This window comes from Flavobacterium sp. S87F.05.LMB.W.Kidney.N (assembly GCF_004366435.1).
GTDB lineage: Bacteria > Bacteroidota > Bacteroidia > Flavobacteriales > Flavobacteriaceae > Flavobacterium.
On the sequence record NZ_SODX01000005.1, the window covers coordinates 261177 to 282978 of the forward strand.

A 21802-nucleotide genomic window follows, 5' to 3' on the forward strand; every position below is an offset into this window, starting at 1 on the left:
AAAAAATGCTCTAAATATTTTAGAGCATTTTTTTTTAGTATATATTAGTTTTTAATTTTCTTCTCAAGATTTGGTAAAAATCCAGTGATAATACCAATTAAAGGCAGAAATGCACAAATCTTAAATACATATTCAATACTAGTTGCATCGGCAATTTTTCCTAAAATAGCAGAACCTAAACCTCCCATTCCGAAAGCAAATCCGAAGAAAAGACCTGCGACAAGTCCGACTTTTCCAGGCAGTAATTCAGTTGCATAAACTAAAATTGCAGAGAATGCAGAAGAAAGAATTAATCCGATGATCACAGATAAAGTTCCAACCCAGAATAGAGAAACGTAAGGTAACATCAAGGTAAAAGGAGCAACTCCCAAAATAGAAACCCAGATAACATATTTTCTTCCGTATCGGTCTCCAATTGGTCCTCCGATCAAAGTTCCTGCAGCAACAGCACCAGAGAATAAAAATAAATATACTTGTGACTGCTGAATTGTGATGTGAAATTTATCTATCAAGAAGAAAGTATAATAACTTGTAATACTGCTCATGTAGAAGTATTTAGAGAAAATCAATACCAATAAAATAATTAGCGAAGCAATTACTCTGTTTTTAGATAAATGATGCGTTTCGATTTGGTGTGCCGATTTATTAGCCATTCTTTCAGATAAATGTGCCGTGTACCAAATCGCAATTTTATACAAAGCAAAAATTCCAACTAAAGCAATAATACAAAACCAAGCGATATAAGATTGTCCGTGTGGAATAACGATAAAAGCGGCTAATAAAGGTCCGATAGCACTTCCTGCATTTCCTCCCAATTGAAAAATAGACTGCGCCAATCCTCTTTTACCGCCCGAAGCCAAATGCGCCACACGTGAAGATTCAGGATGGAAAATTGAAGATCCAATTCCGATTAAACTTACTGATAATAATAAGTTGATAAAACTCGAAGCGATCGAAACAAAGAAAAGTCCAACCATGGTAAAACACATTCCAACAATCAGCGAATAAGGTTTTGAGTTTTTATCGGTATACATTCCCACAAATGGCTGTAAAATAGACGCTACCATTTGGTAAGTCAAAGTAATAATACCAATTTGTGTAAAATTTAAACTAAAATTGTCTTTTAAAAGCGGATAAATTGAAGGTACTACAGCCTGTAAGAGGTCATTGATTAGATGCGAAAAACTTATAATAAATAAGATCGAGTAGGTGGTTTTTTTAACTATTTCGGGGTTTGCTTTAATAGTGTCCATTTGGTAATTTTTGATTCTTAAATTAGGTTTAAAAACAACAGCTGTATTATTTTTTACAAAGATCAAAAGAATACTAATGTCAGAATTGCTATATTTGGACAATGAATAACCAGATTCGGACATATCGAATGGCGCAGGAGCATGGATATAGAATTGATCCATCTGTACCTGTTATTGGCTATACTGAAATGGTAAACAACGAAATGTGTATTTCGCACTCGCACCCAAGAGGACAGTTGATCTATGCCACGCGTGGCGTAATGAACGTTGTCGTGGGCAATCATATTTGGGTTGTGAATCCGTTGCAGGGCTTGTGGCTTCCGGGCGGAGTAGAGCATCAGGTTACTTTTCAGAAAGACGTTAATTATTACAGTGTTTTTATCGATCCGTCTGCAATGGAAGGGTTGCCAACAAATAGTTTTTCCTTTGATATTCCGATGTTCTTAAAGCAATTGGTTTTTAAAATCATTTCTTTTGGAATAGAAGGAAATCTCACTCCGCCACAAAAAAGAATCATTTCTGTTTTCTTAGACGAATTAGCTTTAATTGAGCCAAGTGCAACTTTTCTGCCAACAACGAATCACGAAAGATTACAAAAAGTAGTCGAACTTTTAATGGACGATATAGCCAGTAAAAATACGATAGAACATTACGCCGAACTTTCCTTTATGAGTACCAGAACTTTATCCCGCTTATTTATTAAAGAATTGGGAATGAATTTCAGCGATTGGCGTACACGCTTAAAATTGCTGGAAGCCATAAAACGTTTGGGCGAAAAACAATCCATAAAAGAAATTGCCTTCAATTTGGGTTACGAAACTACTAGCGCTTTTATCTATATGTTTAAGAAGCATTTGGGTAAGACGCCTTCTAATTATATTTTAGAAGATGAAAATGAGTCTGATAGGATGATTGCTTAGATTGTCACCCTAAATTTAAACGCAGGTAAAACGGATTCGCTATCGCGAAGACGCGGATTGATGCGGATTTTTTCTTTTGTTTCTCTTCAATAGCTTTGTCAAAGTTCAAAACTTTGACAAAGCTTGATACTTATATACATTTAAAATCTGTGTAAATCCGCGTTTTTACGAAGTAAATCCGTTTCATCAGTGTCCCATAAAATTCTAACATCATTTTTTTTAGTACTAAAAAAGTGATAAGCCGTAATTTTTCCCTTAAAAAATTATCAAAAAGTGCTATTTTTTATGAATTAGCAGGATAGTGCAGGTTGTGAAATGTAAAGAGAACACTTATCTTTAGTCCCAAAATAAACTTACTATGCTAAACCGCTTTTCCATTTTTAAGACTTTACTTCTTTTTGTTGCCCTTTTTTGTTTTTCGCTATCATCAGCACAAGAAAAATCAAAAGAGGCAACATGGATCTGGTATCCAGGCGATTTTGAAGTTTGGTTAAGCAATAAAATGCAGGTAAGACGTACAGAACGCGAAGCAGTTTTTCCACCGCTTTGGCAATATTACAGCCCTTATGCCTTGGTAACTTTTCAAGCAGAAGTAGATATTCCGGAACCAGACGAGGCAAAAATCTTTTCGGAAGGCCCTTTTCAATTACTTTTAGATGGTGTTCAAATCTACGGACAGCCAAAATCAATTAAAATTCCTGCCGGAAAACACAAAATTTCCTTTAAAGTTTACAATCAGGAAGTGTTGCCGGCTATTTATATTAATGGTAAATATGTTAAATCTGATGCTTCTTGGAAAGTGACCAATGAAGATAAACTCTGGATCGATGAAATTGGAAAAGCACAGCAATCGGGAACACCTTGGGTACCTGTTGGCTCTTGGAATTTTAATTCGCCAGAAAACAAACCTTCTGAGTTTAAACTGACGACTAAACCTTTAAGCGCAAAGAAAACAGAAAAAATAGGAGCTGGCCAGTTGGTAGATTTTGGTAAAGAAACTTTTGGTTACATTAAAATTCATGGCTTAAAAGGAAAAGGTAAAGTAGCATTGTATTATGGAGAATCCCGTGAAGAAGCGCTGGATTCTGCTAAATGTGAAACCTTAGATCATTTATCTTTTGATGGAAAACAGCCTGAAACCTATACACACGACGGATCGAAAGCATTCCGATATGTTCAGGTTCAAGCAGATGCAGGTGTAAAATACGATTCGATTTCGATGCTTTATGAATATTTGCCATTAGATTACCGTGGTGCATTCAAATCATCGGATGAACAACTGAATAAAATTTGGGATGTGTCGGCTTACACTATGCATTTAACCTCTCGCGAATTTTTTATAGATGGAATTAAACGGGACCGCTGGGTTTGGTCTGGCGATGCCTATCAAAGTTATTTAATGAATTATTATTTATTCTTTGATTCGGCTTCTGTAGAACGAACGCTGTTAGCCCTTCGCGGAAAGGATCCTGTGACCGCTCACGTAAATATCATAATGGATTATTCGCTGTATTGGTTTGTAGGTGTTTACGATTACTATTTACACACGGGCGATACGAAATTCATCAAAACTTTTTATCCAAGAATGAAATCACTTATGGATTTCTGTTTAGAAAGAAGAAATAAAAACGGATTCCTTGAACCATTAGAAGGCGACTGGGTGTTTATTGATTGGGCTGACGGATTACCAAAAACGGGTGAGGTTAGTTTTGAGCAAATGCTTTTGGCTAGAAGTCTTGAAGCCATGGCGGTGAGTGCTGAAATTGCTGGTAAAAGTGAAGACCAAAAACAATATCAAAAATTAGGAGATGATTTGAAAACCAAATTATTTGATGTGTTTTGGGATAAAAAAGAAAATGTGATGAAGCACCAGCGTATTGATGGTAAAATGCAGAATATTGTAACCAGATATGCTAATATGTTTGGTATTTTTTTCAATTATTTTAATGAAGAACAAAAACAAAGCGTAAAAAATAAGGTGCTGCTTAATAAAGATGTTCTTCAAATCACAACTCCATACATGCGTTTTTACGAGTTAGAAGCATTGTGTGCGATGGGCGAACAGGATTATGTTTTAAAAGAAATGAAAGACTATTGGGGTGGAATGCTGAATGAGGGTGCGACATCTTTCTGGGAAGAATACAATCCAAACAAAAAAGGAACGGAACATTTAACGATGTATGGTCGTCCTTACGGAAAAAGTCTTTGCCACGCTTGGGGAGCCAGTCCGATTTACTTATTAGGGAAATATTATCTAGGTGTAAAACCTTTAAAACCGGGTTATGCTGAATATGAAATCAAGCCAAATCTGGGAGGTTTAAAATGGATGGAAGGAAAAGTTCCAACACCAAACGGAGAAGTTGCCATCTATTGCAGTACCAAAGAAATTAAAGTTAAAGCAGGTGAAGGAGAAGGGAAATTAATTTTTGAAAGTGTCAGCAAACCCAAAACAAATTCAGGAACGATTACGGAATTAGCAAAAAATAAATATCAGTTGATTGTAAAACCGAATGTGGAGTATAAAGTGAGTTATAGGGCTCTCTAATTATTCATCCAGTATGTCATTGCGAGAAACGAAGCAACCTCACTAATGATTACGCAAAGTTTAATATAGCAAATGTGATTGCTTCGTTCCTCGCAATGACAAGAACAAAAAAATAAAAAACCAATGTTTTCAAAAAGTAAAAAATACAATTTCAAATTAAAAACAGCTTTCCTAATGCTGTTAACTGTCTGCATCCAACTTTCAGCACAAAATACTGCATGGAAACCAGCATCATTTGAAATTGTAAAATCCAATTACAAAACTTTCAAAACCACACAATACGCTCATGTATTTTCAGGAAGTAAACATAATATTGTTCGTTTAGCGCCGGAATTACAAGGATTAACAGGTGTTGAACTTCCTTTAGACAAATATAAAAACGGAACCAATTCTCCATTACAATTAAAATTCAAAGAACCAGTAACTGTTTTGGTTGGTGTTTTTCAAGATAAAAATGCGGAATATCTGCAAGTAAATCAAATAGGGAATAATAATGAAATCCTTTCAAACGGAGTTACCATTACAGGTTTACCGCCTGTTGATGTCTATGCAATTCCTTACGGAAAAGGAACTCACACTATTTTACCAAATCAAAAAGGATTATTTGCTGTTTTGGGAGTTTTAAAAATCGATCAGCAGTTGAATGCAAGAGATGCCAAATTACCAGACGGAAAACTTTGGAATCCAACTTTTATAGTCGAAGGATTTTCAGATGAAAAACCACTTTTCGAAATTATCGGTGGAGAAAACAAACCCGTTATTGACGAAGGAATGTCTGGAACAGATGGAATTCAGGGTGGATTTGAAGGCGGACGTGTAGTGAAAGTCGGTGATACCTATCATATGTTTCCAACCGAAAGAGCAGGAGAAAAAGGTGTAGATTATTACTACGATCGTGTAAAAACAAGAATAGGGCATTGGACAAGTAAAGATGCAATTACCTGGAAAAGAGAATCCACAATCTACCAAGCCAGCGGAACTTATGCCGTAACTGAAGATGATAACCCGATGAACGATCGACGTGCCGCTATTTGGTCTTACATGCCTGTTTTTAACGAAAAAGCAAACAAATGGTATGGCTATTATTTGGCATATACCGTAAGTAAAGAAATAGAACCCAATCATTCATTTGGAAGAATTTGGAGATGCGAATCAACTGTTGAAGGTATCAACGGAATTGGCGGACCTTATAAAGATATGGGAATTATCATGGAGCCGGGATTGGATTCTCAGCCGTGGGAAGGCCGTCAGGGAGTTGCTTCGTTTTTTCCGTATCAAGTCGGCGATAAATATTTCGGGTTTTACAGTGGTGCGTATCCGTTTAATTCTTGGGCCGATTATCCGAAAAAATCGGGAAAAGGCTGGTTTGTAGCTTTAGCCGAATCTAAAAGTTTAGAAGGACCTTGGACAAGAATGAACAAAGGTTTGGAACCTATTAAAACCATGCATCCGCAATTTGTTGAAAATCCAATCGTAAGTCAGCTACCAAACGGTCTGTACATCGCTATTTTTGACGGAGGACCAGACGGATGGGGACATCATTTACCTAATATGATTGCCTATTCATTATCAGCAGACGGAATAAATTGGGCAGAAGCGCATTATCTTCCAATAGAAACCAAAGTCGATAAATGGTGGGATATTATGAGAACACCTTTATGTTTGATCCCAGAAGGAAATGATGTTTACACAATAGTGTACAATGCAATCGATTTAAAGAGGAGATTTCATCCAACAGGAATGGTAAAAGTAAAACTGAACAAAGACGTGATGGAGTCGCGTTTGAAAGAGTTGAAATAATAGCCCACAGATTGTACGGATTAAACGGATTGACGCAGATTATTTAATTTAAAATCTGCCAAAATTCTTTTTAAATCTGCGTGAAACAAAAAATAAAACCAGTGTAAATCAGTTTAATCCGCGTCATCCGCGTGCCATAAACACACATAAAAAATGAAACTTAAGTACCTAATTCTAACTATTTCAGCACTTGCCATAACCAGCTGTGCAACCAAATACAAGAAAAGAGAAATTACAGAGACCGTAATGAAGGAGATTTACGAAGAAATCAAAACACCTTATAAATACGGTTTGGTAATGGTTCCGACTGACAACTCCTATAAAATGGATTGTCCAAGTGTATTCAGAAAAGACGGAAAATGGTATATGACGTATTTAATTTACGATGGAAGAGGTTATGAAACTTGGTTAGCAGAAAGCGATAATTTGTTAGACTGGAAATATTTAGGAAAAGTAATGTCGTTCTCAGAAAACGAAAAACATTGGGATGTCAACCAAAAAGCAGGATATATTTCGTTGCAAGATCCAACTTGGGGCGGAAGCTACGAATGGGAAAAATACGATGACAAATACTGGATGAGTTATTTTGGCGGAGACAGCAAAGGGTATGAAGCAGGTGTTTTATCAATCGGAATGGCGTATACCAAAGAAGCGCCGACAAAACCGCACGAATTTCAAAGATTAGAAAACCCGGTTTTAACGCCAAAAGACAAAGATGCAAAATGGTGGGATAATAGCACGATGTATAAAAACAGTGTGATTCGTGATAAAGATAAACTGACAGGACACAATTTTATCATGTATTATAATGCCCGTGGCGACAGTATAAATCCTGCTAAAGGCGCTGAACGTATTGCCATGGCTGTATCAAACGACATGAAAACATGGAAACGTTATGGGGATAAACCATTAATCAATCATCATAAAGGAATCTCAGGAGACGCCTATATTCAACGTATAGATGATACTTGGGTAATGTTCTATTTTGGAGCTTTTTGGACAGGTTGGAACCAAGGTGCATTTAACCGCTTCGCAGTTTCAAATGATTTAGTAAACTGGACCGACTGGAAAGGTGATGACTTAATTAAATCCTCAGAACCTTACGATGATATGTTTGCGCATAAATCGTTCGTAGTAAAACATGATGGCGTTGTTTATCATTTTTACTGTGCCGTTAATAAAGCAGAACAGAGAGGAATCGCAATCGCAACTTCTAAAGATTTAGGAAAAAGCAAATTGAATTTTGTGGCTCCGCCGGAGAAAAAGAAGAAGAATTAAGTACAGAGTATTAAGTATTAAGATCCAGTTTGTCATTTCGACGAAGGAAAAATCACACTCGTAACGACAAAGGTTGTCGATTATAGTTGCGGAATTTCTAGTGCGATTCCTCCTTCGTCGGAATGACAAAAAAACTAAAAATAAAATAATGTTTCAGCCAATTCAAAATAATCACTTTTCAAGGTTTCGACTTTCGATACCAAAATCGGTATTCACATTTTACATTTTACTTCTATCATCTTACACAACTCAAGCCCAATCCGTTACAGGAGAGCCGGCAGGAGTTCCAGAATTGCATAAAAAATACCAATTTGCACCTTGGGAAGACCCAACGGTTACGAGCATCAACAGACAGCCTTCGAGAGCAACTGCTTATTCGTATACTTCTGTTGAAGACGCTCTAAAAGGCGACAGAACCAAAAGCCGAATCCAGATGCTGAACGGCGATTGGGATTTTAAATATGCTGTAAACCTTAAAGAAGCGTCAAAAGATTTCTATAAAAATACCGTTTCGGGATGGGATAAAATCGAAGTGCCTTCAAACTGGGAAATGAAAGGCTATGACAATCCAATTTACAAAAGTGCCGTTTATCCGTTTCGACCAATAAATCCGCCTTATATTCCTAAAGATTATAACGGAATTGGTTCTTACCAGCGCAGTTTTACCGTTCCGGCAAACTGGAAAGACATGACGGTTACACTGCATTTTGGAGCCGTAAGTTCAGGTTTTCAGGTTTGGTTAAACGGAGAATTTTTAGGTTATGGAGAAGATAGTTTTCTGCCATCAGAATTTGATATTACGCCTTATTTAAAAGAGGGAGAAAATGTCGTTTCGGTTCAGGTAATTCGTTGGGCAGATGGTTCTTATCTGGAAGATCAGGATCACTGGCGCATGAGCGGAATCCAGCGTGAAGTTTTCATTATGGCAGAGCCAAAATTACGCATTCAGGATTTCTTTGTTCAAACCAAATTAGACAAACAATACACCGATGCCATTTTCAAACTGCGTCCGAAAGTAGAAAATCTTACAGGAGAAAAAGTCAAAGATTACACGATGAATGTTCAGTTGTACGATGCTAATAATCAGGCAGTTTTCAAAGAACCGCTTCAAAGACCCGTAATCGATTTAATCAACGAAAGTTATCCTCGTCTGGACAATGTGCGTTTTGGATTCTTTCAGGAAACCATCAAAAATCCGAAAAAATGGAGTTCAGAAGAACCGAATTTATATACGATGGTCATTTCCATCAAAGATAAAAACGGCACTATTACCGAAGTCAAAAGCTGTAAAGTAGGTTTCCGTTCGATTGAATTCTCAAAAGAAAACGGTAAAATGCTCATCAACGGAAAAGAAACTTATGTGTATGGCGTAAACCGTCACGATCATCATCCAACAAGAGGAAAAGCCGTTACTAGAGAAGATATCAAACAGGATATTACAACGATTAAAAAGTTCAATTTCAATTTTATACGTACAAGCCATTATCCAAACGATCCTTATTTTTATGAATTATGCGATCAATATGGAATCATGGTCATGGACGAAGCCAATCAGGAAACACACGGAATTGGCGGTAAATTAAGCAACGATCCGCTTTGGACAAATGCTTATATGGAACGTATGATCAGAATGGTCGAAAGAGATAAAAACCATCCGTCAGTTGTGATGTGGAGTTTAGGTAACGAAGGCGGAAAAGGACCAAATCATGCGGCCATGTCAGGCTGGGTTCACGATTTCGACATTACGCGTCCGGTGCATTACGAACCAGCGCAGGGAAATGCAAAATTAGACGGTTACATCGATCCGCTGGATCCAGGCTATCCAAAAACAATCGATCACGCTTACCGATTCGAAAATCCGCAGGATGATTCGTATGTTGATATGGTCAGCCGTTTTTATCCGGGTGTTTTCACTCCGAAATTTTTAGTTGATCAAAAGAAAGATACTCGACCAATTATTTTCGTTGAATATTCTCATGCAATGGGAAATTCAGTTGGAAATTTAAAAGAATTATGGGATGAATTCCGTTCACTTCCAAGAGTTATCGGCGGTTGCATCTGGGAATTTAAAGATCAGGGATTGGTAAAATTCGATTCAAGATCAGGTCAGAATTATTTTGCTCACGGAGGAGATTTTGGCGAAAAATACCATGACGGAAATTTCAATACAAAAGGAATTGTAGATTCTAACGGAAAACCAAAAGGATCCATTTTTGAAAATAAATGGGTCTATCAGCCAGCAGTTTCCACTTTAAACGGAAATCAGTTAGAAATTAAAAATCGTCAGGACGTTAAATCTTTAGAAGATTATATTCCAGTTTTAAAAGTTTTGGAAAACGGAAATGTAATCAAAACACAAATATTAAAACCATTCAAAGTAGAAGCAGGCCAATCTACAACTTTAAATGTAAGTCCGTATCTACCAAAAATGAAACTCGATGCGGAGTATATTTTAAATATAGAATTCCAGCTTTCAAAAGAAGAACTTTGGGCTTCAAAAGGTTACGCTGTCGCGGAAGATCAATTTCTGCTGCAAAAGAAAGAAGCGGTTTCGCCTGAAACTAAAAAGGAAGCTTTAAACGTTTCAGAATCTGATTCTGATTTTAAAATCAAAGGAAAAAATTTCGACATTAACATCAACAAAGGAAACGGAGCTTTGAGTTCGTATATTTTTAATGGTGAAGAACAGGTTTTTGCTCCATTGCTTCCGAACTTCGTGAGACCGCTTACAGACAACGATAAACGAGGTTGGAAATCGCAAAAGCTGTTGAAACAATGGTACAAAGCAAAACCAAAATTGGTAAATATTACAATCGACAAATCGGCTTCTGAAATTAAAATTACAAGCGATTACGAAATTATAAAAGACAGTGCTAATGTAAATGTGGTCTACAATATCTTACCAAACGGATTGATAAAAGTAGATTACAGTTTAAAAGCCTCGAATAAACTGCCAAACATTCCAAAAATCGGAATGCAGATGGGAGTTCAAAGAAAATTCGATCAGATTTCGTGGTACGGAAAAGGAGAATTGGAAAATTACAGCGACAGAAGTTTTGGCTCATTTGTTGGGAAATATTCACTGCCAATAAATGATTTTATCGAACATTACCCAAAACCTCAGGAAAACGGAAACCGATGCGATGTAAGATGGATGGCGTTGACAACTCCGCAGAAAAACAACGGATTTTTAGTGGTAAACGATACCAAAGTTTTAAGCATGAGCGCATGGCCGTATACACAGGAAAACCTAAGTGCATCAGGTCATACGTACGATCTGAAAGATCCAGGATTTTTAACGCTGAATATTGATTTAATGCAGATGGGAGTGGGAGGAAATGACAGCTGGACATTGGTTGCACAGCCTTTGGAACAATATCAAATTAAGTCAGGAGATTATCAGTATAGTTTTTATTTGACGCCTTTCAGCGGTTCAAAAAATGAATTAGAAAATAGTTTGAAGAAGTTTAAGTATTAATGTATCCTAACAGGTTTTCAAAACCTGTTAGGTATTTTGTATTATAGATAAAGTATATTTTAAGTATAGTACAATTATAGTTTATAATATACAGTTTGTCATTTCGAGGAACGAGAAATCTTCGCAAGTAACTCCGCAAAGAAAAGCCAATCTTGTCGAGCTTCTAACGAAGATTTCTCCTCCGTCGAAATGACAAAAAAAGAAAAATTAAAAAAAATCCGCTTAATCTGCCAAATCTGCGAGAGTAAATTTTTCCCGCAGATTAAGCAGATTAAGCAGATTGTAATAAAACAATAAAAATGTTTCAAAAAAAATACATCTTTTTTATCCTTCTCCTTGCGAGCTTCGTCTCAGCACAGGAAGTCCATAAAAAAGAAAACAACTTTTTTCAGCCAACAATCGAATTCTCAAAACCTTGGGTATATTGGTATTGGATGAAATCGGCTTATTCTAAAGCAGGAATCACAGCCGATTTAGAAGCGATGAAACAAGCTGGAATTGCGGGCGCTTATTTAATGACTATTAAAGGGACAGTAAATCCGCCATTGATAGATCCGCCGGTTTTACAGCTGAGTCCTGAATTTTGGGATATGATTCATTGGGCTTTTAAAGAGGCAGATCGTTTAGGATTAAAACTAGCTTTTCACGGAGCAGACGGATTTGCTGTTGCAGGTGGGCCGTGGATTACACCTGAAATGTCGATGCAGAAAGTAGTCTGGTCAACTTCAGAAATCTTAGGAGGTAAAAAGGTAACTTCAAAACCCCCAGTTCCAGAACATTACAAAGACTATTATAAAGACATTGTAGTTTTTGCCCTTCCGATTAAAGAATATCAAATTACTTCGCAGATGCAACTGCCAAAAGTAACGACATCAAACAGTACCGATGCTTCGTTTTTGGCTGATCCTAAAAAAGATGAAAATTTCAAGTTTGCAGAAAAAGGATGGATTCAATACGAATTTGCACAGCCTTTTACCTGTAAATCTATTGTCATAGAAACCAAAGGAAGAGATTTTCAGGCACAGCGCCTGATTGTAGAAGTGAGTGATGACGGCATAAATTTTAGATTTCATGAAAGAATGACTCCGCCACGTCACGGCTGGCAGGACATGGATTTTTCTAACACACATGCTATTGCGCCTGTTACGGCAAAATATTTCAGATTTGTTTATGATCCAACTGGAACAGAACCGGGAGCAGAAGATTTGGATTTTGCTAAATGGAAGCAAAATCTGAAAGTGAGTAAAATAACACTTTCTAATCAGTCATTAATAAATAATTACGAAGGAAAATCAGGTGCAATTTGGCGTTTGACTCCACAGACTACAGACAAACAGATTCCGAATTCCGAATCATTTAAAAAATCAGAAATCATTAATATTTCCAAATTTGTTGATGCTGATGGAAATATGAACTGGAAAGCGCCAAAGGGAAAATGGAAAATTATCCGAATGGGACACACTTCTACAGGACATGAAAATGCAACAGGCGGAGCAGGAAAAGGGTTGGAAGTAGATAAATTTAATCCCGAATTAATTCGTTTTCAGCTAGATCATTGGTTTGGTGAAGCGGTTCGTTCGGCTGGTCCTGAACTGGCTTCAAATGTTCTGGAAATCCTGCATTTTGACAGCTGGGAATGTGGAAGCCAAAACTGGTCTTCGGTTTTTCAGACTGAGTTTAAAAAGAGACGTGGTTATGATCTTGTAGAATATCTTCCAGTTATGGCAGGAATCCCGATAGAAAGTGCCGATTTCTCAGAGAAAGTTTTATACGATGTCAGAAAAACCATTGCCGATTTAGTAGCTGATAATTTCTACGGAACCGTCGCTCAGATTGCAAAAGAATATAACGTTAAGTTAAGTTCAGAAAACGTTGCGCCAACCATGATGAGTGATGCTTTACTGCATTATAAATATGTCGATTATCCAGGTGGTGAATTTTGGCTGAAAAGCCCAACTCATGATAAACCTTTTGATATGGTAGATGCCATTTCGGGCGGACATATTTACGGAAAAGATATTATTCAGGCAGAATCTTTTACAGCTTTGCGAATGGATTGGGATGAACATCCCGGAAATCTGAAAACAACTGCAGACCGCAATTATGCTTTAGGAATCAACCGTTTGTTTTACCACGTTTTTGTTCATAATCCGTGGACAGACAGAAAACCGGGAATGACTTTGGACGATATTGGAACTTTTTTCCAAAGAGACCAAACTTGGTGGAAACCTGGAAAGGCTTGGTTTGAGTATTGTCAAAGAGTGCAGTTTCAGTTGCAGAAAGGAAAACCTGTGATTGATCTTGCAGTTTTTATTGGCGAAGATTTTCCTTCACGTTCTTTTGTGCCGGATCGTTTGGTGCCTTTTATTCCAAATGTGTTTGGTGCAGCAAGAGTGGAAAGCGAGAAAATCCGATTAGAAAATGAGGGTCAGCCAACGGCTAAAATGCCAAAAGAAGTTACCTATTCTAAAAACATAACCGATTTATCACAATGGATTAATCCGCTAAATGGCTATCAATATGATTCTTTCAACGCCGATGTTTTAATTAATCGTGCGAAAGTGGTAAACGGAAAAATTTCGTTTGATGGCGGAATTGAATACGGAGCTTTATTCTTTCCGGGAAGTCATAAAATGGCACCAAACAATATTTTGTCTTTGGCTTCCGCCGAAAAAATATTGCAATTGATTAAAGACGGAGCGATAATTTTTGTAGATGAAAAACCAAATATTCTACCAGGAGTTCAATCAGAAGCAGATCAAAAGAAATGGCAGAATGTAATTGATGAAATCTGGAATAATACTAATTCATCAACATGGAAAATTGGAAAAGGAACGGTGATTAAATTACCATATTTAGGAAATGATTTTGCTTCCATCGGCATTACACAAGATATCTATTTTCCAAATTTAAACAGAGCAGATTCTGAGACAATTGCATGGGCACATCGCAAATCGGATACTGAAGATATTTATTTCATTTCTAATCAAAAAGAAGAAAAAAGAGCATTTGATGCTTCTTTTAGAATAGCTGGAAAAGTTCCACAATGGTACAATCCTGTTACTGATAAAACTTCGAAATTAACCAATTGGAAAATCGAAAATGGAAGAACGATCGTTGCATTGACTTTAGATGCCAATGAATCTGGTTTTGTGATTTTTAAAGGAGAAGCAAAGGAAGTTTCTGCAAAATCCGATCAAAAGAATTTAGAATTTGAAACGGTTCAGACTTTAGATGAAAACTGGAATCTGCAATTTGATCCAGCATTTAAAGGTCCGAAAGAAACGATCAAAATCGATAAGCTTTTTGACTGGAGTACTTCTGCAAATGAACAAATTAAATATTATTCAGGAACTGTCAGCTATAAAAAAGATTTTATTTGGAAAGAAAAAACATCAGATAAAATCTGGTTGGATTTAGGTGAAATTTCTAATATCGCCGAGATTTCAATCAACGGAAAAGATTGTGGGACATTATGGACTTTCCCTTTCAAAACTGATATTTCAAAAGCTTTACAAAAAGGAAAAAATACAATCGAAATTAAAATCACAAATACTTGGGCAAATAGATTAATTGGCGATCAAAAATTGCCAAAAGAAGAGAGATTGACATGGACAACAGCACCATTTCGTTTAGAAGGAGAACCATTGCTTAAAGCAGGATTATTGGGTCCAGTTATGATTTTGAAAGAAAAATAAAATCAATTGCCTCAAGCTTTAGCTGGAGGCAATTGAAAATGGCAAAAAAGCATTTTTAGTTGTTTTGAAATCAGATAAAGATGTCGCTCCGCTGGAGCTTTTGTGTGATGATAAAATTTATTCTATAAATATTTCGTCCCTCTGGGACTCGTTTAGGAAGGATAGAATATTTAAAGACATGTTTTTATTTTAAAAAAGACATGACTTTTTTCGAGACAAAGACAAGCTCTGGAAGAGCGAAATATTTATAGAAAATAATATATAGGAATAGTTTAGCTCCAGAGGAGCGACACAAATTTTTTAGAATTAAAAGCATAAAGTAAAATGAAAAATTTAAAGAACATTTTTTTTGTTGTAATTGCCTTTGTGGCAACCCTTCAAATGAATGCCAAAATCAAACTGCCGGCATTGTTTACTGATAACATGATGTTACAGCAAAAGTCAAATGCGCCAATTTGGGGCTGGGCAGAAAAGAACGCGAACATTGTAATCAAAACTTCTTGGGATTCTAAAACCTACAAAGTAAAAGCAGACAATTCTGGAAAATGGAAAACCGAATTGAAAACAGCTTCTTTTGGCGGTCCTTACACGATTGAAGTTTCGGAAGGAAACGAAAAAGTAACGATTAAAAATATTTTGCTGGGTGAAGTTTGGTTGTGTTCCGGACAATCCAATATGGAAATGCCTTTGAAAGGTTTTCAGGGACAGCCCGTTAAAAACGGAAACGAAATCATCGTAAAATCAACCAATAAAAATATTCGGTTAATCACCATTCCGCGTGCGACTGTTTTAGAACCTTTGCAGGATTTTGAAGGAAAATGGGAAGAAGCTTCTCCAAAATCAACTTCTAATTTTAGTGCCACGGCATGGTATTTTGGTTCGCTTTTGCAGGAAGTTTTAGACGTTCCAATTGGTTTAATTCATGTTTCTTATGGAGGATCAAGTATGGAAGCGTGGATGAATCAGGAAATGCTGAAAGATTTTGCCAGCGCTAAAATTCCGACCACAAAAGAAGAATTGGCAAAAGATCCAAACCGTGTTCCAACGACTTTGTTTAATGGAATGCTTTCGCCTGTAATAGGTTACGGAATAAAAGGCTGTATCTGGTATCAGGGAGAATCGAATTACGAAAGAGCATCTGAATATACCGCTTTAATGAAAAAAATGGTTTCCAGCTGGCGAGCTTTATGGAAACAAGGAGATTTTCCTTTTTACTATGCTCAGATAGCGCCGTTTAATTATGCCTCTTTCCATCCAAAAGATTATTTGGAGAAATACAATTCGGCTTATTTGAGAGAGGCGCAGTTTAAAGCTTCAAAGGAAATTCCGAATTCAGGAATGGCTGTTTTAATGGACGTTGGAGAAGAAAATAACATTCACCCAATGGACAAAGAAAAAGGAGGAAACCGACTGGCTTTTCAGGCTTTGGTAAAAACGTACGGAATCGAAGGTTTCGAATTCGAAAGTCCGAAATACAAATCGATGGAAATAAAAGACGGAGCGGTTACGGTTTCTTTTGATGATGTAGCCAACGGAATTACGTCTTATGACAAAGAAGTAACAGGTTTTGAAATAGCGGGAGAAGACAAAGTTTTCTATCCGGCAAAAACGGTAGTGAGAAGAAAATCAGTGGTTTTAACTTCGGATAAAGTAAAGAAACCAGTTGCTATTCGTTATTTATGGAAGGATTTTGCAAAAGCGGAATTGTTTAGTGCAGGCGGTTTGCCGGTTTCTTCTTTTAGAACAGATGAATGGTGATTTATAATTGTGAATTGTGAATTGTGAATTGTTAATTGTGAATGATCAATTATTAGTTTAAAGTTTAGTTTGTCATTTCGACGAAGGAGAAATCTTCGCAAGTAGCTCCGCAATCTTTGTCGATCATGCAACGGAGATTTCTCCTTCGTCGAAATGACAAAAATGAGAATAAATCTGCGAGAGAAAATTAAAAATTTGAAAACCTTGCAGAAAAGAAAAAAAATGAAATACATAAAATACATACTTCTCTTCACAACGTTTTGCCTTAAAGCGCAAATTCCTGTGCTCGAAAATTACAATCAGGTTTGGACAACGCAGAGCAATAATTCATCAGAATCAATGCCTCTGGGAGGTGGTGATATCGGCATGAATGTGTGGGTAGAAAAAGGCGATTTGTATTTTTATTTTTCACGAAGTGGCACTTTTGACGAACACAATACTTTATTGAAATTAGGAAGAGTAAAAGTAACATTAACGCCGAATCCTTTTGCTAAAAAAGAAGGTTTTCATCAAGAATTGAAACTGAAAGACGGATATGTTTTAGTTGGGCAGAATGATACTAAAATCAAACTTTGGGTAGATGTTTTTAAGCCGATAATTCATTTGGATTTAGAAAGTAAAAATGCATTAAAAATGACTGCTTCTTATGAAAGCTGGCGTTATAAAAACCGAGATTCAAAAGGAAAAGCTAATAATGCCAATTCTTATAAATGGGCGCCTCAGGGTGATATTATTACTTATAAAGATTCTATTTCATTTGAAAATAATGGAGTTAAATTCTATCACAAAAACAGGGAAAATACCGTTTTTGATGTAGCGGTTAAACAGCAGAAAATGGAATCGGTTAAAGAGCAAATGCTGAACCCGATTGCCAATTTAACTTTTGGTGGATTTATGACGGGCGATAATCTAAAAACTGATGGAACTTATCTGGGAAAATACCAATCGACAGATTTTAAAGGTTTTAATTTATCGAGTATAAAACCATCCAAAAAACATGCTGTAACAATTTATTTGAATACAGCTCAATCAGATTTAGATAATTGGAATAACGGTTTAAAAAATCAGATTTCATCAAATAAAAATTCTTCAAAACAAGCAGAAAAAAACACGATAAAATGGTGGAATACTTTCTGGAACCGCAGTTTTATTTTTACTCAGAAAAAGCAATCGAATGCCAAAGATTCGGTTTATCAAATCGGACAAAATTATCAGTTGTTTCGATATATGCTCGGCTGTAATGCTTACGGAAAATATCCAACAAAATTCAACGGCGGATTGTTTACCGTTGATCCCGTTTTTACGAATCCTGATTTAGATTTTACGCCTGATTTCAGAAATTGGGGTGGAGGAACCATGACGGCTCAAAATCAGCGGTTGGTTTATTTTCCGATGGTAAAAAGCGGTGATTTTGATATGATGAAATCACAGCTGGATTATTATTTGAGTTTACAGAAAAATGCCGAATTAAGAAGCAAAGTATATTGGAATCATAACGGCGCATCATTTACAGAACAACTGGAAAATTTCGGTTTACCAAATCCCGCAGAATACGAATGGAAACGTCCTGCAGCTTACGATCCAGGAATGGAATATAATGCGTGGCTGGAATATGAATGGGATACGGTTTTTGAATTCTGCCAAATGATGTTGCAGCAAAAAGAATATGCTGGAGAAGATATTCAGAAATATAATACTTTCATAATCAGTTGTCTTCGTTTTTTTGATGAACATTATCAGTATTTAGCGAAGCAGAGAGGAAGAAAAGCTTTGGACGGAAACGGCAAACTGGTTCTTTTTCCAGGCTCGGGAGCAGAAACGTATAAAATGGCAAATAATGCCAATAGTACCATTTCGGCTTTACAAGTTATTACAGCCAATCTTTTAAACCTTTCTGCAAAAGAATTGTCCAAAGAAGAAGCCGAATATTTAAAAGGATTTCAAAACAGAATTCCGCCTTTAAATTTTGGACAGATTGAAAACCATAAAGTTTTACTTCCTGCAAAATCTTGGGAAAGGGTGAATAATTCAGAAGTGCCGCAATTATATCCAGTTTATCCGTGGGGAATTTACGGAGTGGGAAAACCTGATTTGGAAACGGCTTTAAATACATGGAAATACGATGCAGATGCTTTAAAATTTAGAAGTCATATTGGGTGGAAACAAGACAATATTTTTGCAGCACGTTTGGGATTAACAGAAGAAGCTGCGAAATACAATACCTCAAAAATGGCGAATTCAGACCGACGTTTCCCCGCTTTTTGGGGACCAGGATTTGACTGGGTTCCAGATCATAATTGGGGCGGTTCGGGAATGATAGGCATGCAGGAAATGCTTTTGCAGGAAACTGACGGAAAAATTTATCTTTTCCCAGCCTGGCCAAAGGATTGGAACGTTCATTTTAAATTGCATGCGAAACAAAATACAACGATTGAAGCTAAACTCCTGAATGGAGAATTGAAGGTTTTAAAAGTTATTCCGGAAGAAAGAAAAAAAGACATTATAAATCTGCTTGGAAAATCTGAAGCAGCAAAAACAAAATTAAACTAACTATTACCAAACAAAAAATGATAAAGAAATTAATAAGTGCTGCTTTTTTGTCCCTGATTTTGACCACAAACGGACAAGCACAATCAGCGCAGAACACAGATAAACAAATAGTAAAAGTCGATTTTGACTTTTTTCAAAGAAGACTGGAAGAAGTTCATGATCCGAGTTATGATTCTTGGGTAATCAACGAAGGAAAAGAAGCCGAAAAATCATTTAATAATGTATCATTTAAGTTAAAAGGAAATTTTACTTCTAAGTGGTACAAAGTTGGAATGAGTGCACCGCATTACAACAAATTAGGAAGCGACGGCTTGGTAACTTCTGAAAATTTAGAATTGAAAATCAGCGGATTGAAAGCAGGAAAACATACACTTTTAACTTTTCATAACGCTTTTGATGTCATTACAGGAAAAACTTTTTCTCCGATAAAAATATTCGTAAACGGAAAACTTCAGGAAACTGTAAATGCGAGCCAGAGAGCCAATGCTAAAATTGATGCAGCGATGGCGTATATCACTTTTAATGCAGAAAAAGGCAAAGATGTAATTGTTCGTTTTGAAATCGATCCGACTTTAAATCCTGATGTCGTAAAACAAATCGTGATCAATGGTTTTGAAATTGATACGCCAAACCTGATGAATCAGGCGCGTACTCCAGAACCAAAAAATCGTGATGAACATGTAGAAGTAGGTAAAACATTAACTCTAAAATGGGATGCTGTAAAAAATGTGGCAGCTCATAAGTTGTATTTTGGTGAAGATAAAAATACGGTAGAAAATGCAACAGAAGCTTCAAAAGAATTCAAAGGAAAATTAACAGATAAAAGTTTTACGGTCTCTAATTTATATTCAGGAACAACGTATTACTGGAGAGTGGATGAAGTTGATGCAAATGGAGAAGTAACTTTAGGAAATGTATGGTCGTTTAAACCTACACAATTGGCTTTCCCGGGAGCAGAAGGTTACGGCCGCTACGCTGTTGGAGGACGTGGCGGAAAAGTAATCGAAGTAACCAATTTAAATGATGACGGACCAGGAAGTTTACGTGATGCGATCAATCAGGAAATTGGACCTAGAACAATTGTTTTTACTGTTTCAGGAAATATAAAACTGGAATCGCGATTAGTAGCAAATCAGCCTTATATCACTATTGCGGGTCAGACAGCGCCGGGCGAAGGAATTACCATCAGCAGAGCTCCAATTGGATTGACTGGAAATGATGGTGTTGTGCGCTTTTTGAAAGTTAGAATTGGAGGCGGAACTACTTTTGACGGAATGGGATTAACAGGTGCAGATTACAGTATTATTGACCACTGTTCCATCAGCTGGACGATAGATGAATCGTTTAGTTCGCGTGGTGCACATCATATTACGTTACAAAGAACTTTAATTTCTGAAGCGTTGAATGTGGCGGGACATGATAAATATCCAGCTGGAAAAATGCACGGATTTGCTGCTACAATTGGCGGTGATATTGGAAGTTTTCACCATAATTTACTGGCTCATAATTATGGCCGTAACTGGAGTATTGGCGGTGGTTTAAACGGTGACGGTTATTATACCGGCCGATTGGATATAACCAATAATGTGGTTTACAACTGGGGACAGAGAACTACAGACGGCGGTGCAAACGAGGTAAATTTTGTAAACAATTATTACAAACCTGGAGCTTCAACTAAAATATTTGTGGCTTTAAATGCACAGCATGAAGGCGTTGGAAAAGGAATGCAGCGTTATTACTTTAACGGAAATATTATGCCGGGTTATTTTGATGAAAAATCTCAGGATAAAGGAAGAAAATCTACTATAAGCCATAATGAAAAAGTAGAATATGAAACTTTCGTAGATAAACCATTTTTCCCTTCGTATGTAGACACGCAGTCAGCGAAAGCGGCTTATAAAAATGTACTTTCTGATGTTGGGGCAAATCAGCCGTTTTTCGACAAACACGATAACCGAATTGTTGACGAAACTTTAAAAGGAACTTTTACTTATAAAGGAAGTAAAAGCGGTCTTGGTGGTATGATTGATAACGAACAAGATGCAGGAGGATGGCCAAATTTTGCTTCAGAAACACGTCCGTCTGATTGGGACACAGATCATGATGGATTACCAAACTGGTGGGAAAAAGCTTTTGGTTTAAACGAAAATTCAAAAGCAGGAGATTTTTCAGATGCAAATCAGGATAATGATAAAGACGGATTTACGCAATTAGACAATTATCTGGATTGGTTGTCAACACCTCATTATTTTGTGAATTCAGGAGACAAGAAAGTTTTAAATGCAGGAGATTTTTTCAAAGGTTACGAAAACAAACCGGTGTACACTTTCTCTGATCTTACAAATGGAAAAGTAGTTTTAAAAGGAAAAGAAATTCAGTTTACAACCGTTGAAAAAGGTTTTGCTTCTTTCGTAATAACCGTAAAAGACTCCGATGGAGATTCAATGAGCAGAACAATTAATTTCTTTGTAAAATAAAAAAAGGGTTGCCACGAATTACACTAATTTTCACTAATTTTTTCG

The 21802-nt window shown here is 36.6% G+C and carries 10 protein-coding genes; 9 read left to right on the forward strand and 1 reads right to left on the reverse strand.

Annotated elements, in window-relative coordinates:
- Positions 1-44: 44 nt before the first annotated feature.
- Positions 45-1253: an MFS transporter gene (locus tag EDB96_RS16640; protein ID WP_134142057.1), complete on the reverse strand. Its 1209-nt coding sequence runs from the start codon at positions 1251-1253 to the stop codon at positions 45-47.
- Between the two features lie 101 nt (positions 1254-1354).
- Between EDB96_RS16640 and EDB96_RS16645 the strand changes: the two genes are divergently transcribed.
- From EDB96_RS16645 to EDB96_RS16685, 9 genes are all read left to right on the forward strand, one after another.
- Complete coding sequence (locus tag EDB96_RS16645) at positions 1355-2173, forward strand: AraC family transcriptional regulator (protein ID WP_243839369.1); 819 nt, start codon at positions 1355-1357, stop codon at positions 2171-2173.
- A gap of 358 nt (positions 2174-2531) precedes the next feature.
- On the forward strand, positions 2532-4718 hold the full coding sequence (locus EDB96_RS16650) for a family 78 glycoside hydrolase catalytic domain (protein ID WP_134142058.1): 2187 nt from the start codon (positions 2532-2534) through the stop codon (positions 4716-4718).
- A 123-nt stretch (positions 4719-4841) separates the two neighbouring features.
- Positions 4842-6518: a hypothetical protein gene (locus EDB96_RS16655; RefSeq protein WP_134142059.1), complete on the forward strand. Its 1677-nt coding sequence runs from the start codon at positions 4842-4844 to the stop codon at positions 6516-6518.
- A 153-nt stretch (positions 6519-6671) separates the two neighbouring features.
- A complete protein-coding gene (locus EDB96_RS16660) occupies positions 6672-7796 on the forward strand; it encodes a glycosylase (protein WP_134142061.1) in 1125 nt (374 codons plus the stop codon).
- A 148-nt stretch (positions 7797-7944) separates the two neighbouring features.
- A complete protein-coding gene (locus tag EDB96_RS16665; RefSeq protein WP_134142062.1) occupies positions 7945-11274 on the forward strand; it encodes a glycoside hydrolase family 2 TIM barrel-domain containing protein in 3330 nt (1109 codons plus the stop codon).
- A 299-nt stretch (positions 11275-11573) separates the two neighbouring features.
- Positions 11574-14972 carry a glycosyl hydrolase gene (locus EDB96_RS16670; RefSeq protein ID WP_134142064.1) on the forward strand — a complete coding sequence of 1133 codons (3399 nt, stop codon included), beginning with the start codon at positions 11574-11576 and terminating at the stop codon, positions 14970-14972.
- 324 nt (positions 14973-15296) lie between these two features.
- Entirely contained in the window at positions 15297-16730 is a 1434-nt protein-coding gene (locus EDB96_RS16675) for a sialate O-acetylesterase (RefSeq protein WP_134142065.1), read from the forward strand.
- Between the two features lie 222 nt (positions 16731-16952).
- Positions 16953-19280: a DUF5703 domain-containing protein gene (locus EDB96_RS16680; RefSeq protein WP_134142067.1), complete on the forward strand. Its 2328-nt coding sequence runs from the start codon at positions 16953-16955 to the stop codon at positions 19278-19280.
- Positions 19281-19297: 17 nt separating this feature from the next.
- Positions 19298-21757 carry a polysaccharide lyase family 1 protein gene (locus tag EDB96_RS16685; RefSeq protein ID WP_134142069.1) on the forward strand — a complete coding sequence of 820 codons (2460 nt, stop codon included), beginning with the start codon at positions 19298-19300 and terminating at the stop codon, positions 21755-21757.
- The last annotated feature ends 45 nt before the right edge of the window (positions 21758-21802 follow it).